At 32.7% G+C, this 16,295-nt stretch carries 9 protein-coding genes and 1 pseudogene; 3 read left to right on the plus strand and 7 right to left on the minus strand.

Translation table 11 applies throughout. From position 1 onward, the window contains the following. Nucleotides 1-84: pseudogene (locus HM985_RS15595) on the plus strand (single-stranded DNA-binding protein); the annotation flags it as partial. A gap of 439 nt (nucleotides 85-523) precedes the next feature. On the opposite strand, the gene HM985_RS15600 reads toward HM985_RS15595, so the two are convergent. The 3 genes from HM985_RS15600 to HM985_RS15610 are packed head-to-tail and all read right to left on the minus strand — an operon-like array spanning nucleotide 524 to nucleotide 4,367. Next, nucleotides 524-1,420: a M14 family metallopeptidase gene (locus tag HM985_RS15600; RefSeq protein WP_179377149.1), complete on the minus strand. Its 897-nt coding sequence runs from the start codon at nucleotides 1,418-1,420 to the stop codon at nucleotides 524-526. Between the two features lie 41 nt (nucleotides 1,421-1,461). After that, on the minus strand, nucleotides 1,462-2,514 hold the full coding sequence (locus tag HM985_RS15605; RefSeq protein ID WP_179377150.1) for an ATP-grasp domain-containing protein: 1,053 nt from the start codon (nucleotides 2,512-2,514) through the stop codon (nucleotides 1,462-1,464). A 2-nt stretch (nucleotides 2,515-2,516) separates the two neighbouring features. Further along, entirely contained in the window at nucleotides 2,517-4,367 is a 1,851-nt protein-coding gene (locus tag HM985_RS15610) for a flavohemoglobin expression-modulating QEGLA motif protein (RefSeq protein ID WP_179377151.1), read from the minus strand. A gap of 937 nt (nucleotides 4,368-5,304) precedes the next feature. Here HM985_RS15610 and HM985_RS15615 point away from each other — a divergent pair. Further along, on the plus strand, nucleotides 5,305-8,355 hold the full coding sequence (locus tag HM985_RS15615) for a T9SS type A sorting domain-containing protein (RefSeq protein ID WP_179377152.1): 3,051 nt from the start codon (nucleotides 5,305-5,307) through the stop codon (nucleotides 8,353-8,355). 34 nt (nucleotides 8,356-8,389) lie between these two features. After that, on the plus strand, nucleotides 8,390-9,949 hold the full coding sequence (locus HM985_RS15620; RefSeq protein WP_179377153.1) for a tetratricopeptide repeat protein: 1,560 nt from the start codon (nucleotides 8,390-8,392) through the stop codon (nucleotides 9,947-9,949). Between the two features lie 900 nt (nucleotides 9,950-10,849). Here HM985_RS15620 and HM985_RS15625 read toward each other — a convergent pair. The 4 genes from HM985_RS15625 to HM985_RS15640 form a co-directional block, all read right to left on the minus strand. Beyond that, nucleotides 10,850-11,296, minus strand: a complete 447-nt coding sequence (locus HM985_RS15625) for a response regulator (protein WP_179377154.1) — start codon at nucleotides 11,294-11,296, stop codon at nucleotides 10,850-10,852. An 11-nt stretch (nucleotides 11,297-11,307) separates the two neighbouring features. Then, nucleotides 11,308-11,475 carry a lmo0937 family membrane protein gene (locus tag HM985_RS15630; protein ID WP_218843429.1) on the minus strand — a complete coding sequence of 56 codons (168 nt, stop codon included), beginning with the start codon at nucleotides 11,473-11,475 and terminating at the stop codon, nucleotides 11,308-11,310. Nucleotides 11,476-11,686: 211 nt separating this feature from the next. Next, nucleotides 11,687-15,670, minus strand: coding sequence for a PAS domain S-box protein (locus HM985_RS15635; RefSeq protein ID WP_179377155.1), 3,984 nt, complete (start codon nucleotides 15,668-15,670; stop codon nucleotides 11,687-11,689). Between the two features lie 90 nt (nucleotides 15,671-15,760). Further along, nucleotides 15,761-16,171 carry a response regulator gene (locus tag HM985_RS15640; RefSeq protein ID WP_179377156.1) on the minus strand — a complete coding sequence of 137 codons (411 nt, stop codon included), beginning with the start codon at nucleotides 16,169-16,171 and terminating at the stop codon, nucleotides 15,761-15,763. Nucleotides 16,172-16,295 lie beyond the last annotated feature (124 nt).

Consider the following 16,295-nt stretch of genomic DNA (forward strand, 5'->3'; position numbering starts at 1 on the left):
CCAGAAATTACAAACCTTGAAAACGGTAAGAAAGTTGCAAAATTTTCAATCGCCACCAATGAATCTTACAAAGATTCTAATGGATAAAAAGTGACAAACACCCAATGGCACACTATTGTAAACAGGTTATAGCGTGGTTATGTAGTGCTTATAGCGTCGTTGTAGCACGGTTATATTGTGTTTTACTCCAGTAAAGATAAGGTTGAAGTGTGTTAGTAAAAGGTTGTAGTCATATTGTAATTAAATACACAAACAAGGACGTGCATATATGAGGGTTGAAATAGGGTATAGCCTTATAAATTTAAAGTTGAGTGGTGGTTTTTGCTAATCAGATATTTAAAAATAGTGTTTAAGAGTACTATTCTAAGCTTTATAATTTAACTTCATATTTTAATGAAATTCATTGCTAGGAAAGGTTTCATTTTTTAAGAAGAGTTTACCAAAGCTGTAGTTATGTACATACAGTTCATTTTTATGAATAATTTTTAGTTTTGTGTGTAGCCCTATTATTACCTATAGCTGTTTATTTTGGAATACTTTCAATTACAAAAAATCCGTCGTTTCCTTTGGCTTGGTATAAGGGCATAAAAATAAAAGCATCCCAAGTGCTATAAATTTCTGAACCATTTAAAATTGCTAAATGTTGTCCTTTATGAATTGGCTGAAAATTCTCAAAGCCAGCCTGCATCTTAAAATCGTCTTTTGGGTTTAGTCCAAAGCGATGAATAATTTTAAATGTACGTTGCTTGTCGGTACTTTTAACTGTAGTCTCAACCGCTGGTGGAATTGGCTTTAAATCCTTTACTTGTAAATCGCATGCTTTTTCAAGTAGCATCCAAATTATGCCTTTGTGATAGATTTTACTAGTATCACTGTCGTGTTGACCTGCTTCTAAGGTAAAACCGGTAATTCCTACCTTACTAAAATATCCGTCGATAGTACCTTCTACAATATCCGAAAACCCTTTAATAATATGAAGTGGAAAGTGTTGTGCCCACTCTAAATTTTGGCCTACATCTTGAACAGACATGTAGGGCAAACTATCTGAAGAGGTGGTATGGCAATCCATAAAATAATGATCGGTATACTCGGTTTCACAGAGCCCGTCTATAACTTTTATAAGCTGATACATTTCTTGTTTTTCACTCGTATCAGAAATGTTATATTTTAAATTTTTTTCTGTCCATGTCCGATTAAGATCTTCGTCTATAAATCTAACTCCGCGGTTTAAAGCATTTGTATTGGCTAGAATACCTACAAACGCACCATTAATTACAGGTTTTTCATGCTGTAATTTTTTAAATACAGCTTCTAGAGCTTGTACTCCGCTAGGTTCATTTCCGTGTACGGCGGCCGTTACAATAAGTAACGGCCCTTTTTTATGACTTGTATATTTTCCTACAATTCTATTGGTTTCCATTGTTGCTTAATTTTATTGAAATGATTTAATTACTATAGAACTTAATCCATGGTCGCGAGAACTTTATTGGAAATTTTATTTTTATAGCGTTTTTTGTATTCAACTTTACGTTCAATCGCTTCAATAACGGTGGTGGTAAAGGCAGGTAGTCCAATTTCTTCGCAATAATCTAATCCGCCAGGACTCAAAACGTTTATTTCTATAAGCTTATCATCAACAATATCTAGGCCCACAAAAAACAACCCATCTTTAATAAGCTTAGGTGCAGTGACTTCTACAATATGTTGCATTTTCTTGGTGTATTTTGCTTTTTTAGCCGTGGCACCTAAAGCCAAATTACTTCTAAATTCATCTTTATCTTTGTTAAGACGACGGATTACGGCTTTTTCTCCATCTTCTTCTAATACTTTTCCATTCATAAGAATAACACGTACATCGCCTTTAGACACTTCTGGTAAAAATTCTTGAGCAATTACATATCCTTGACTGATTAGGGTTTCAAAAATCTGATGTATATTTTTCTTATCTTTTCCAATAAGATATACATTCTGTCCGCCAGACCCTTCTAAAGGTTTTAAAACCATCTGTTTTCCTACAGATTCCCAAAATTGAAGTAAATCGTTTATATCTCGAGTTATTAAACTGTTGGGTTTAATTTCTGGTGGTAATTCTTCAAAATACAGTTTATCTATATAGGCATGAGACATGGCAAATGCATCGTTTAAAACCAATACATCTTCTAGCTGAATCATACGAGCAAAAGCAATGGCGCTATGTTCTGCCCACCTTCGGTCGTCTGTTTCTTCTGTTGGATTATTTCTTAAAAATAATACGTCTAGGTCTTTACTGGTAATTACCGTTTTTTTATTGGCGTCTTCCTGTACTTGTGTCCAAAACTCTTCTACAGTTTTATACTTTAAATTTTTTTTAACAAGGGTACATCGCAGACTCATTGGAGTGTCTTGTTTAAATATAAAATCACCAACACCCATAACATATAAGGCATGTCCTCTCTCGTACGCTTTTTTCATAATAACAACCGAAGTCCCAATGGCTTCAGTTTCTATAGCACTAATAACAAAACAAATTTTCATAATTATATCATTTTAGAGATGGGCAAGCCCTTCTTGAGTTTATCTATTTTAAGGTTGAAATCTTCATTGTTTAAATATCTAGGGGTTATTTTAGGAGGTAAAATGAGACCACGATCTCTAAGATCCTGAATTAAATCGATGTGATGTAATGCAAATTTTCCACTTAACAGAGGCACTAATTCGCCACCTTCCTTTAAGAAATTACGCAGACGTACTAGGCCTTCTAGATAAATAATATCTTTAAGAAAGCCACCGCCTTGAAACATTCTTGAGGTAATATTAAAAGCACGCTCTTTTGTAAAATCGTATTGAGAATACAGTTTGAAAAACATTTCGTGAAATTCGGCTCCGTTTATTAAGGCTGCACCAGCCACTACACGTCCTGCTAAAATTCGTAACCGGTTACCAGACAATCCGCCCGATAAATACTCACTTAACACAGCTATTCCTTCCTGCAAGGCATCGTAATTAGCAAGGCCAGAAGCCATTTGTGTTAACGGTTGTTGAGTCCCGTTGTAATAGGTTAGGGCATGAGTCCCGATTTCATGTTGTATAAGTGCTTTAGCATCGTTTTTACTCATGGTATAATCTGAAGGTAAATACAATTCCCCCTTAGAAACCATCATGATATTCACATCGTCTCGAATATGAATTTTAGAATTAAAATGGGGATCTTGCTCTTTAAAATAATCAAACTCTTGTTTTGCTAAGTCACCAAATTCGGACGTGTCTATTACCGCACGTTGACCTTCTTCATGATTTTCGGGTATGTTCTGGAGGATCAATTCGGCTTCTGTAATTAAAGCTTTATCCAATCCATTATACAAGCGAATACTACTGTAAAAAAAGTTTTTTGTGTCACGTTCTTTAAGCATGGTAAGCTCTTGATCAATTTCTGCTCGTTTTTCATCGAATAAAAATGAAAGTGCAGGATCATCTATTTCATCGATACGTAAATTATATAATTTTCGTTTTAAAATATCTGGATCTACTGGGAGCAATCGGTAATGATACCGGTCTAATTTTTTAAAATGAGAATCGAAAAACTGTTGGCGTAGCGCTTGGATATTAACTGGTGCCACCAATAATAAAAATTGGTAACTATTTTCGATCTCGGTAAGTTGTTTGTCTATTTTAAACACCTCCTCATGTATGGAACGTTTCCCTAGCGCATGATAATTGGTAAGATTAGAGGTGGTTTGTACTCTAATAAATTCGAATACAGCACGTTGTATGGCTTTGATAAATTGTTCTTGAAAGTCTCTAAAGTACAAAGGATACATGTGCCCTTGTTCGTCTCGAAATACAGGAGGAACTTCTAAACCTATAAGTGTGGCTCCGCGTTGTTTAATATGAGAAATCTCGAGTAACGGCTTTTCGCTTACAATTTGGCGCATTTTTGTTTGCTCGACACATACATCTAAATTTACGTTAAACTGTCTAGATTTAATTTTAAGTAATTCATCTTTTAAAACCTGTAATGAAACTGGTAATTTATGTGATGGTCCTCTTACTTTAAACGTTTCGCTTCCCGTTGACCCTGTAAATATTTCCAATAAGATAAACGATCCAAAATTATTCGACATTAATGTGGTAAGATCTTCTATAAAGGTTTTGTAGTATTGAAAAGATGCTGTGCCTACAACAAGGTAAGATGCTCCTGCGCGTATTAATCTATCGGTACCAGAATCGTTTTCTTTTTTTCGGTAAATAAGTAATGAGGGTACATCGTGTTCCAAAAACAGAAAGCCACCATGGGGTAATTTAGTAACAGTTTTTGCACCAGATTCTAACTTTGGAATGAGCTGTTTTACTGTTGGCATACTATTTAAAGACATCTCTGTGTTGGGCATAATATTGTGTTCTTATAATTGATTCTACATTCTGAATTTAACTCATAAAAAATCTTCATCTGTCTAATTAAAATACGCATCTTTTAAGTAAGTGCTCTTAACATACTAATGGTAATTATATTTAAATGAGCTCTACTAAATTACAGTCTATTTATATCGTGCTTTAGCCTAAAGCGAACATTTTTTAACGCTAAAGATTGAAATGTTCTAAACTTTATAGGATTTTAAAAATTTATAAAACAATTGATTAAGCTAAATCAGCTTGTGTTAGCAGTCATGATTAATTTTCGATTTTTTTTTAATCCACCCCTTAGAATTAAACTAAAAATTAACGCTTTGACTGTACTAAAATTTTCACTCATTAATCCTATGGCTCTAGGACTTATGATTGGTTTTCCGTATGTAGTTTCGCTGCTTCTAATGTTAATTTTAGTGAACCCAAACGTTTACAACAATTGGTGAATCGTACTTGTATTATAAGAAAATCTGATTTTGGAATATAGATTGAATGGTGTTTGAACGATACGATTGGTATGGTGTTTTATATGGGTACTTTGTTTTTAGAACCATTATTCTCATTGATTACAAATAATTATATGCTTTAATCTTTCGTTTTACAGCAGTATTATTTGGTGTAGTAGGGAAACTTATGTTCCCTCTACGCGACCATCCGCCACCACTTACTAAGTTTTCATTTTACTTTCAGCTTGTTGGGGGAGCATATTGTATTTAGTGCAACTGTGGTTGGAATGTTGTATCTAATTGTAATATGCTTATAGCTTAAACTCTATGCCAGGCTCTTTTAGAGTATCATAATTATTCTAGATGTCAACTTTTTAATGAATTAAAAAAAACATCAATGTCAACACTAATGTATACATAGATTTTACTCATTACGTAACCGAAATTGCTATAATTGTTAGAAACAAAACAATATATGATGTATTATAAATTACTTTGCTTCCTTCTATACTTTATTAGTTATTCTTCAATTGCACAAGAAGTTCAGACTAAAAATTACTTCGGAATGGAAACATCCATGACAGAAGGTATTCTTTCAAAAGTATCAAATATAAATAATTCACAACGTTCTAATGTCAACGTAAATAATGTGATGACAGATTCTGATTATGCATACTTTTCTAATACCAATAACGGAGTCAATATCCCATTTGCAAGCATAAATGATGAATCAAATGTATATATCACAGGTACTACTTCTAATCCAGATAATCCGAAAGGTGATTTTGTTACAATTAAAGTAGACGACAATGGTAATATCCTTTGGGAAGCAAGGGAAGAAACCGATTTATATAGTGTAGAATTTGGAACTGTAATCGCATTAGATGCATTAGGAAACCCAATTGTAAGTGGCGTAAATTGGAATGGCGACAATATGGATATAAAAACTATAAAATATGATGCTTCCAACGGAAATATAATTTGGCAACATACTTTTAACGGAATAGCTAACGGATTGGATACCCCGACTGCAATAAGTTTAGATAATGCACAAAATATAGTTGTGACAGGAGTCAGTTACACTGGCCAAGGTATGAGTTTTTTAACTTTAAAATATAATAATAATGGTGCTCTATTATGGACAGCTGCAGATGCTAATTACACACCCAATACATGGAATGAGCCTCTAGATATCTCTATAGACTCTAATAATAACATTCTAATTTCAGGATTTGGATATGATTCCAATCTTATGCAAGGTTATTATTCAATTAGTTATAATTCTATGGGTATTGAAAATTGGCGTAATTTATATATATATAATGATCAAGGTGCCCTAACTAATTCTATTGCTCGCGGTAATACCATTGACGCCAACGGAAATAGTTATGTTACAGGGACTTTCAATACATCTAATAATAAAATGGGGACCATAAAATACGATTTAAATGGTGATCTTGTTTGGGCAGAAACCTTTGAATATGATGGAGATTTAACTGATGCCTATCAAATTTATGCTAATTCAGATGATAATATATTTGTTTCTGGAATACATTCTGGAGGTTTTTCTGAAGATGGTGTAGTGCTAGTTTCCTATGATGAAAATGGTGTGAATAATTGGGATTACACATCAGACGCCATTGTAAATCCGCAAAATATTTATTTCGAATTTATTTCAGATTCAGAAATTTTCATTTCCTCATTTGGTATGGATCAAACAACTTTTGAACAAAGAATAGATATTTACAAGCTTAATGAAACTGGTGATTTAATTGGAGAAACAAACTATATAATTCCGTTCTCACCTTTCGGAGGTTTTGTAAATTTAATTAATATTGATGTAAATATTGATAATGCAAAAATAGTATCAAGGTCTTTTTATTCAAATAATGGAGATGTATTTGAAATTGATAAATTACCTTTAGATGCCAATACTACAGAATGGTCAGAGATATTTGCAAGTACTTCTACTAAAATGACAATGCTTTCATCTGTTAATGATAGCAACAATAACGTATATGTGGCTGGACAATACGGCACAATAGTAAATAATGAATATTTAGAAAACTTCCAAATAGTTAAATATAACGATCTGGGTCAAGTTGAATGGCAAAAAAACTATAATCAAGATAATGGAAATCCAAGTAACGGTATTATAATAAATGTTGATACATCTGACAACATAATTGTGTACTTAGTGCCAAATGGCTACGAAGATCAATCTATTCGACTTAAAAAATATGACCCACAGGGTAATTTATTATGGGAAACAGAAAAAGAATATTTCAACCCTAATTTATATCAGTTGTTTTTGGATGATTCTGATAATATATTTTTAGCCGGAACTTCTTTACAAGAGCAGACAGATTCAAACAAAATATTTACAATTTCTAAATTTTCATCATCTGGTAATGAAGAATGGACAACATTTCACGAATCATCAGAAATAAATGATAATATATATGCGTTAAATTCGGGTAAAGTAGATACAAATGGCAACATATATGTAACAGGTCATATCGGTGAAGGTGATTGGTTTAATCAAAATATTAACTTGGTTTTAATGAAACTTTCCAATGATGGTTCATTTCAATGGCTTTCTCCTATGTCTATTGATAATCATAATTCATCTGGTATAGAAGTTTTATTAAATGACACCGATGATATTTATGTTACAGGATATAGTGTTGGTAGTACATTTTTAAGAGAAGCCATAGTACTAAAGTTTAATTCTGATGGTTTAAATCAATGGCTATCTTCTTATACTGAAACAGATCGGTCAATTAGCCCTTACACAATAAAGCAATTAGCTTCTGGTAATGTTATAATATCTGGTTATAGTTTATCACCTGAAGGAAGTAATCGTATTGCTATAGTAAATTTTGATAATGATGGTAATCAAGTGTGGTCTGCAAATTCAGAAGTCAATCGTTTTTACAGAGATATGTATGTGGATGATTCAGACAACGTTTATATTCTTAATCAAGCGTCTGATACGACATACCCTAATAGAAATTTTTATTCTCCAAGTGCATTTACAGTTGCAAGTCTTTTTTTATTAGATGAGTTTGGCAATAGTTCAGAGGAATTTTTTGTGGGCCTCGAGTTGTCATCATATCAGCCTATTAGCTTAAATCCGTTGAATGATGGTCGCTTATTAATTGGTGGTAGTGTATCGCATGAAATGAATGTGTTTGAAGGATTGTATTTCTTCGAAACGCAACATGAGGTTTTAGGTATTGATGAAGTGACATCTCCAGATATTAAGCATAATTGGCTGGGACAAAATTACCCTAATCCAGGGAATACTAATACCTCAATTCCTTTTTATTTAACATATAGCAGTAATGTAAATTTTAAAATTTATGATTACCAGGGTAGAAGAATAATGACTATTGATGATCAATTTTACCCAATTGGCAACAATGTTTTGGATTTAAATATTTCAAATCTTCAAACTGGATTGTATTTTTATAGTATGGAAACTGATACCTTTAGCTTTACCAGAAAAATGATTGTGAAATAATATTTCATAGTTTAGAGCATACTAATATTTAAAAATGTTACACAATAATAGAATTAAAATAATCATAATAGGACTATTTGTTCTATTTCCAGTAATCATTTTTATAATACTAAACAATGAAGGAGATCGTGCCTTTTTTTCACTTATTAAAGAGGATGACACCAAATTAGAATTTCAAGAAAAAAATGAGGACGATTGTCAAAAGTATATTGGTTACGATGTTGGTGTAATTAATAATTTGGCAATAGATGAATGGGAACTAAGGAATTACGAATTAGCGTTATCTATTGGGAAATGTGCTTATAGAAGAGCTTTACTTGAAAAAAATCGAATCGAGTTTGCTAACACTCTTAATATCCTTGGGCTCATTTATTGGCGTTTGGAAAATAATAAGGATGCTATGGAGGCTTATTCAGAATCTTCTAAATTAGCAAATGAATTAAGCTTGCATAAATTATTAGGATTAACTTATACCAACCAAGCGTTAATACTAAAAGAACAAGGGCAATATACCAAAGCTCTTTTATTTAATGAAAAGGCAATCGACATCTTTAATAAGAATAAACTTTATAGAGAACTTGGTATTTCATATAATAATCATGGGCAAATATATAAGAATCAAGGACAAATAAATGAAGCTGAACAGAATTATTTTAAAGCAATTAGCAGCTATGAAAAACAAAAATATAAAGATGGCTTAGCAGCAACCTTTTATAATTTAGCAGACATTTATGCAAAAAAAAACAATGAGAATGATGCTTTAAGATATGGGTATCTAAGTCTAAAAATAGCTAAAGAAATAGATAGTGATGTAAGAGTAAAGGATGCATATCACAAAATGTCGGAAATATACGAGCGATTAAATAGATTGGATTCTGCAATTTTTTATTTTAAAAAATTTAATGACTTAAACAATAAGATACTTATAACAAATCAATCTAAAATTTTAGCCAATTCTCAAGCTGAAATGTCTGCTGAAATCAAAGATTTAAAAATACATAACCTTGAAAAAAATAAAGAACTTATTCAAAATAGAATTATAATTATTAGTATCTCTCTATATATAGTCCTCTTATTGGGCCTATTATTCATTTTGAAATATACATCCAAGATAGAATTAAAAAATAAGGAAGTTACTTTAAAATTAAAAGCTTCAAACGAAATACTAGACATAAAAGAGCAAGAACTAAAGTCTTACATATTAGATTTAACAAAAAAAAGTGAGGTCATATCAAACCTCCAAAATGTTATTAATAATAGTAATTCGAGAGTATCCAAAAAAAATATAGAAATAAAAAAATTATCCAAAAAAAAAATATTAACATCTCAAGATTGGATCATATTTAAAGAAAAATTCCAAACTATTTACCCTGTTTTTTTTGCTTATATAAATGAAAATAAAATTCAATTTACTGAAGGAGAAATTCGTCTAATGGTTTTATTAAAATTAAAAATCACAAGTACTGAAATGGGGGGGGTATTAGGAATTTCTCCCCAGAGTGTGAGGGTAAGTAAAATGCGTTTAAAGAAAAAATTGATTTCACATAATTTTGATTCTATTGAAAACTTTTTTTCATTCGTGAGTAATGTATGAAGCGAGTCAGAATAATTTAAAAACCTGGCATTAGAGATTTTTAAAATAGTTTATGTCCGCCATAAGCGGGGTTAGATGTTTAATTATAGGATGACCTTTTTTATTTCATAGCCTTTAAGTTTGTTGTCGGTTCATCTATAAAAATTACCAGTAGGTTGGTAAACTTGTATTAATATATTTATAGAAAATTTGCTTACTGCAAATTATATGGACAAGTCAACCATTAATTAAGTGTTTCTATTCAAACATTAATCTATATTTAGATTCAGGAAATATAAAGTACAGGTTATAGCGTGGTTATGTAGTGCTTATAGCGTCGTTGTAGCACGGTTATATTGTGTTTTATTCCAGTAAAGATAAGGTTTAAGTGTGTTTGTGAAGGGGTATAGTAGTTTTGTAATTAAAAACATAAACAAGGACGTGCATATATGATGGTTGAAATAGGGAATAGCCTTATAAATTTAAAGTAGAGTGGTGGAGTGCCTTTTACTGGAGATTTATATAAGTAAAAGCATTTAATCTTCTACATAATTGGCTTAAGGTATTAGCTTAATGAAGGTCTGTCCGTTTAAAATAGAACAAAATTACTAGGATTTCATTTTTTCAATCATTTAAATTTGGTATGTGTTTTTAAGTATGGGTGGTAATGAATACCAACTCTATGGGTCATAACATTTATTACTCATATCCCACAAATTAAGCAGGTCATAGCAAGTGTTTTAAATCTTTAAAGTCATGAGTCCCAAAGTTAATTCTATTTCTAAAAAAAATTCCATGGATTACTAAGTTGACTAAATTTGATAAGAAACGAGCCTTCCTCTGTTTTAATTTAGTGATATAACCGTTTTTTAAACTGTCATTTTTCTCTGCATTCGATTTGAAAGGTTAGGCTGTATTTAATCAATTATCTACAATAAATTCTTCGTTCACGATTTCATTATTAAAATGAGACGCTAAATAGTCCAGGCTTTTGCATAGTATTGACACTAGTTTATTGAAAGAATTAGGTTTCACTAAATAGAGATTTGCTCCATACTTCTGCAATTCGTCAATAACAGAAATATCAATCATACTGGAATAAATGAAAATTGGAATGTCTTGAAGTTTTACTTCATTTTTGATATCATTTAAGCACTCTATACCATTCATTAAGGGCATGTTTAAATCTAAATATATAGCTTGAGGTAGTGGTTTCGTTTCATTTAGAAGATTGTCCATCAAGGTAACTCCATTATCAAAACAAAGGACTTCGATATCTGAAATGATGTTATTAAATGCCTCTTGAAATAACATACGGTCAGTTTCATCATCATCGGCTAAATAAATTAATAATTGCTCTGGAAACATAGCTCTTAATTTTAAGGTCGTTTTCTCGCTATAACGTTATATAAAATGACTATTACTGCAATCACTAGAAAAACATGTATGAAGCTCCCGATTGCTAATGTTGCGATAAAACCAAAGAACCCTAACATCCAAACCACAATACATATCACTGCTACTAGCCAAAGAATACTTCTTATCATAATTTATGCTTTTAAATTAATAGGACCTCCACATATGACCTAGGCCTACAGTAGGTAACATCACAAATCTAAATGGAATTAAATCACCGAATTAATGCATATGATGTGTTTTATTAACTCAATCCGTTACATTAGAAAATACCTGTGTTTTTTAATTTTTGAAGCCCATTATCTCACTTAATAGGTGTTGAAAAACTTTATAGGCATCGTTTTAGACAGGTATATAAATATCAAATCTGGCTCCTTTCCCTAAGACACCAGTGGCGGAGATGGTACCCTTATGATTATCTACAATTTTTTTAACAATTGCCAGCCCTATACCAGTACCACTATATTGGTCTTTACCGTGCAAACGTTGAAACACTTCAAAAATTTTATTACTGTATTCGGGATCGAAACCAATACCATTGTCTGAAAAAATAATATGGCAATATTTTTTTCTCGGCAATCTCTTTTCCATTTTTAGTTTTTTTGCTTTTACAATTTCACAGGAGATCCTTATTTGTGGGGGTGTATCTTTTTTAGAAAACTTAAGCGCATTACTTACGATGTTCAAAATTAACTGCCTGAACTGAAACTGAATCACATTTATCTCACACATTGGCCCCAGATTAAATGTGGCATTTTTAAGTCTCAGATCTTCTTTTAAATCATCTTCGATATCTTCAATAATAGATTTTATGTTTACCTTCTCGAATTTACGATCTTTACTGTCTGTGCGAGAATACAACAGTAAATCTTGAATCAGCGTTTGCATTCTATGCGCTGATTTTTGCATCCGATGAAATTTATCTTTGACATTGTCTGAGAGGTTTTGTTCTTCTCTGTCCATGATCTGAGAGGCTAGGATCTGAATTTTACGAAGCGGTTCTTGTAAATCATGGCTCGAAATATAGGCGAAGGATTGTAGCTCTTTATTCATTTTTTCTAAGGCTGTATTTTTCTCGTTAAGCTCCTTCGTTCTTTGAAAAACTTGATCTTCTAGTTCATTTGTAAACATTTTTTGAGATTGGATATCTGTACTCGTACCCACCCACATTTTTATTTCACCTGCGTCATTTTTTTGAGGTATGGCACGGCTTAACTGCCATCTATACTCTCCATCATATCTTCTGAAACGGTGCTCAATTAGAAAGTCATTACCTGAGTTAATCGAATTTAACCATGTATTAATGTTCTCTTCTCTATCATCGGGATGAACAATTTGTAACCAATTAGTATTAATTTGTTCTGCTGTCAAGCCCGAATAGTCATATACCGACTGATTAAAATAATTTATCTCGCCTTTGGTGTCAGCAGTCCATATGTGTTGCGGCATGGAATCTGCGAGTAATCTAAATTTAAGTTCACTTTCACTGAGTTTTTGCTGTTGCTGTTTTTCTTTAGTAATATCACGTAATGTTCCAAATGTTTTAATAGGTCTTTTCTGATCGTCATAAAACACTTTTCCCTGAGTTCTAATCCAGCAGAAGGTCTCGTCCGGTTTTATTAGTCGGGCCTCGTAACTATAAACTCCTGTAATTAAGGCCTCTTCAAACGCCTTTTCGATGACAGCATGTAAATCTTCTGGATGTGCCTGATCTCGCATTTGTTGGTGTGTGAGTATGGTAGATTTGTCATGTCCGAAAATAACAGCTAATCTCGGTGAATGGATTATATTACGCGTATTTAAATCTAATTCCCATGTTGCCAGATTGGTCGCTTCGGCTGCCAAACGTGATCGTGCTTCTGCTTCTTCCACTTTTTGGCGCGCTTCCACTTTATCGGTTATGTCGTTTACAGTAATCATAATACCATATGTTCCTCCATGAGGTTCTAGCAACGCTTGGTATTCAAAATCGAGATAAAACTTTTTCATACCGTCATCCCCTTTTACTAAAGCGACTGATTCTTTTTCGGTGTGCGATATCCCTAAATTATAAACCCTGTTTAATAGCTCTGGATACTTTTGAGCTTTCAATTCAGGAAAAACATCTAAAATGGATTTTCCAATAACATCCTTTTCTTTTTTGCGCCATATGGTTTTGAACATGGCCACGTTAGCCGATTCAATGCAATGATCTTTACCCTTTAAAATAGTCATAGGAATAGGGGATTGCATGACCATATTTCTAAAATGCCTTTCACTTTCTTCAAGTAAATGTTTGGCTTTTACGGTTGCTGTGACTTCTGTTGCGACCACCATAATTGCTGAGATTTCACCGTTTTCTTCTTTTAAGGGGTGATAGACTAAGTTAAAATAGGCTTGTTCTAATTCCTCATTACGTTGTAATAAAACAGGTAATTCTGGAGAATAAAAGGGCTTTCCCGAACTTATCACCTCTGCAAATAAAGGAGCTACTGTATCTTCAACTTCGGGTAAGGATTCGAAAAGCGGTTTGCCGATAAATTCTTTCGCTTTTTTATCTACAAGTAATAAATAGTTTTCATTGGCCATTTCAATTTTAAAATCCGAACCTCTAAAAATAGCAATACCTAAAGGCGCCTGTTCTACAGAATTTCGAAATCGTTTTTCACTTTCTTCTACTTTCAGTTTAGCAAGGTTAAGTTCTGTTACCTCTGCTGCCGTATTCATAACCCCATATACTTTTGCGTTGGCATCAAATAAAGGCGTGAAGCTATAATTATAATAGTAGGATTTTAAAACGCCATTTGTATCCAAATCAATACGCTTATTTTTTACGTGAAAGGGCACCCCTGTATTAATAACCTCTTGTAGTTGCTCAAAAATATGTTGACTCTCAAATTCCGGAAGAACATCGGTATATAATTTTCCTACGACATCGTTGCCTTTTCCCCAAGCATCCATTATAGATTGATTAGCAAAAGCAATACGGAGTTCTTTACCAATATAAACACCAATAGGAAACGGAGTATTTTCCACTAATGTCCTAACACTTTGTTCACTTTCTTCAATCTTTTTGCGGGACAATATATGGGTGGTTACATCCACTCCTATAGCCATAACTCCATTTATGTTTCCATCTCCGTCATATAATGCTTCGTAAGAAAAACTAATATAAACTGTTTCCAATTTTCCATTTCTCATTAATTCAACAGGCAGTTCATTGATGTTAAATCTTTGACCAGTGGTTCTAACGCCATCAAGAAACTCCATTATTCCTTGCGATTTAAGTTCAGGCATCGCTGTAAACAAGTCTTTATTTAAAATTTCAGATTCTGTTCTTCCCCACAGTTCCAAAGCCTTGGTATTTGCAATTTCAACCAAGTAATTAGGTCCACGAAAAATAGCAATGGCAATGGGTGCCTGTAGAATCATCAATCGCAGGTTTCGTTCGTTTTCTTCTTTTTTGCTGCGAGCCATCACTTCTTCAGTAATGTTTTGTAACGTTCCTGTAAATGTTATCGGTTCTTTATCTGGGGTGTAGATTACTTTTCCTTTGGCTCTAACAACTCGTAATTGTTTGGTTATGGGGTTGATCATACTATATTGGTGATCAAATTTCCCTCCTGATGAAAACTCCATAGCTGCTTCTATGGCATTTATTAAAGATTCTCGATCTTCTTCAATTGCTAGGTTATAACCCGTTTCTAAATTAAACTCAGCTTCTGGAGCTAACCCATGCCATTCTTTCAGTCTATCATTTCCTGTAATTTCTTTCGTTATAGGGTCTATTGACCATGTCGCCAGATCGGTGGCTTCAATAGCAAATTGAAGTTGTTTTGTTTTTTCTTTAAGTTTATCTTCCGCTCTCTTTTTACTGGTTGTTTCAATAACTGTCACCAAAACGCCTCCAACGTTGCCGTTTTTAGTACGTATTGGGCTGTGTGCAAAATCAAAGAAACGTTCTTCTATAAAACCGTTTCGGTTGAGCGGAAGCATCACATTGAAAAATCTAGAAGGGGTTCCATCCATTGCCCCATCTAACATGGGTTCTATCGTATGCCAAATTTCAGAAAACGTAGCTCTTGTACTTATTCCTAAAGCATCAGGGTGTTTGGTAGTTCCTAATATAGGTCGGTAACCATCGTTGTATATTTGTGTATAGTCTTTACCCCAAGCGATATACATTCCAATCGGGTTTTCCAACATCATGGAAACCATGGTTTTCAAACTTGCTGGCCAATCCTTGAGATCTCCCAAAGCTGTTTTGCTCCAATCTTTTGCTCTAATAAGCTTTCCCATTTCGCCTCCTTCTTTTAAGAAGTCGTGTGATGTATTCTCGTGATTCATTCTATTAGTAATTATAAGGTTGGAGACTAAAAGTATCTCTTATGGTCTTTTTTAAATTATGAGTGCATGTTTGGCCAATCGTCTGAAAATTTACTTTTTTTTTAATATTAAAAAGTTACCTGGTTTTTGAATATTGTAATTAGCTTTAGAATCATATAACATAGCAACAGTCTCCGTATCTAGTGCTGACGATATTATTGCTATGGGGTTATTTTTTAAGGTATTAATCGCTTTAATTTCAGCTAAACCTTTCAACTCAGATTTTGGAAGCATGTTTAAATCAAGAAAAATAATATTTGGAAAGGGGTTAGTATCTGCTTGTTTGCCTGACCAAAAAGATTTTAATAAAAGCATAAGTTCGTCATCGTCATATACGGACCTAAGTTGTGTTGTTAGCGGTAACTGATGCAAGGTCTCTTTAAAAAAAAGATCATCTTTCTCATCATTATCTGCTAAGAATATCTTTATTTCATTTGATACATTGCCTTTGTCTTTTTTCATTGAGCTAATTTAAAAAAATAAAGTCTATTATTTTTTGAAGAAAAAAATGAATTGTTGCTTTTAATAATTTCAATCTCGAAATCAATTATAAAAAAAAGCTTACTTTTACACTCGCTAAACTATG

Origin of the sequence: Winogradskyella wichelsiae (assembly GCF_013403925.1) — a bacterium.
In the GTDB taxonomy this organism is placed as follows: Bacteria; Bacteroidota; Bacteroidia; order Flavobacteriales; family Flavobacteriaceae; genus Winogradskyella; species Winogradskyella wichelsiae.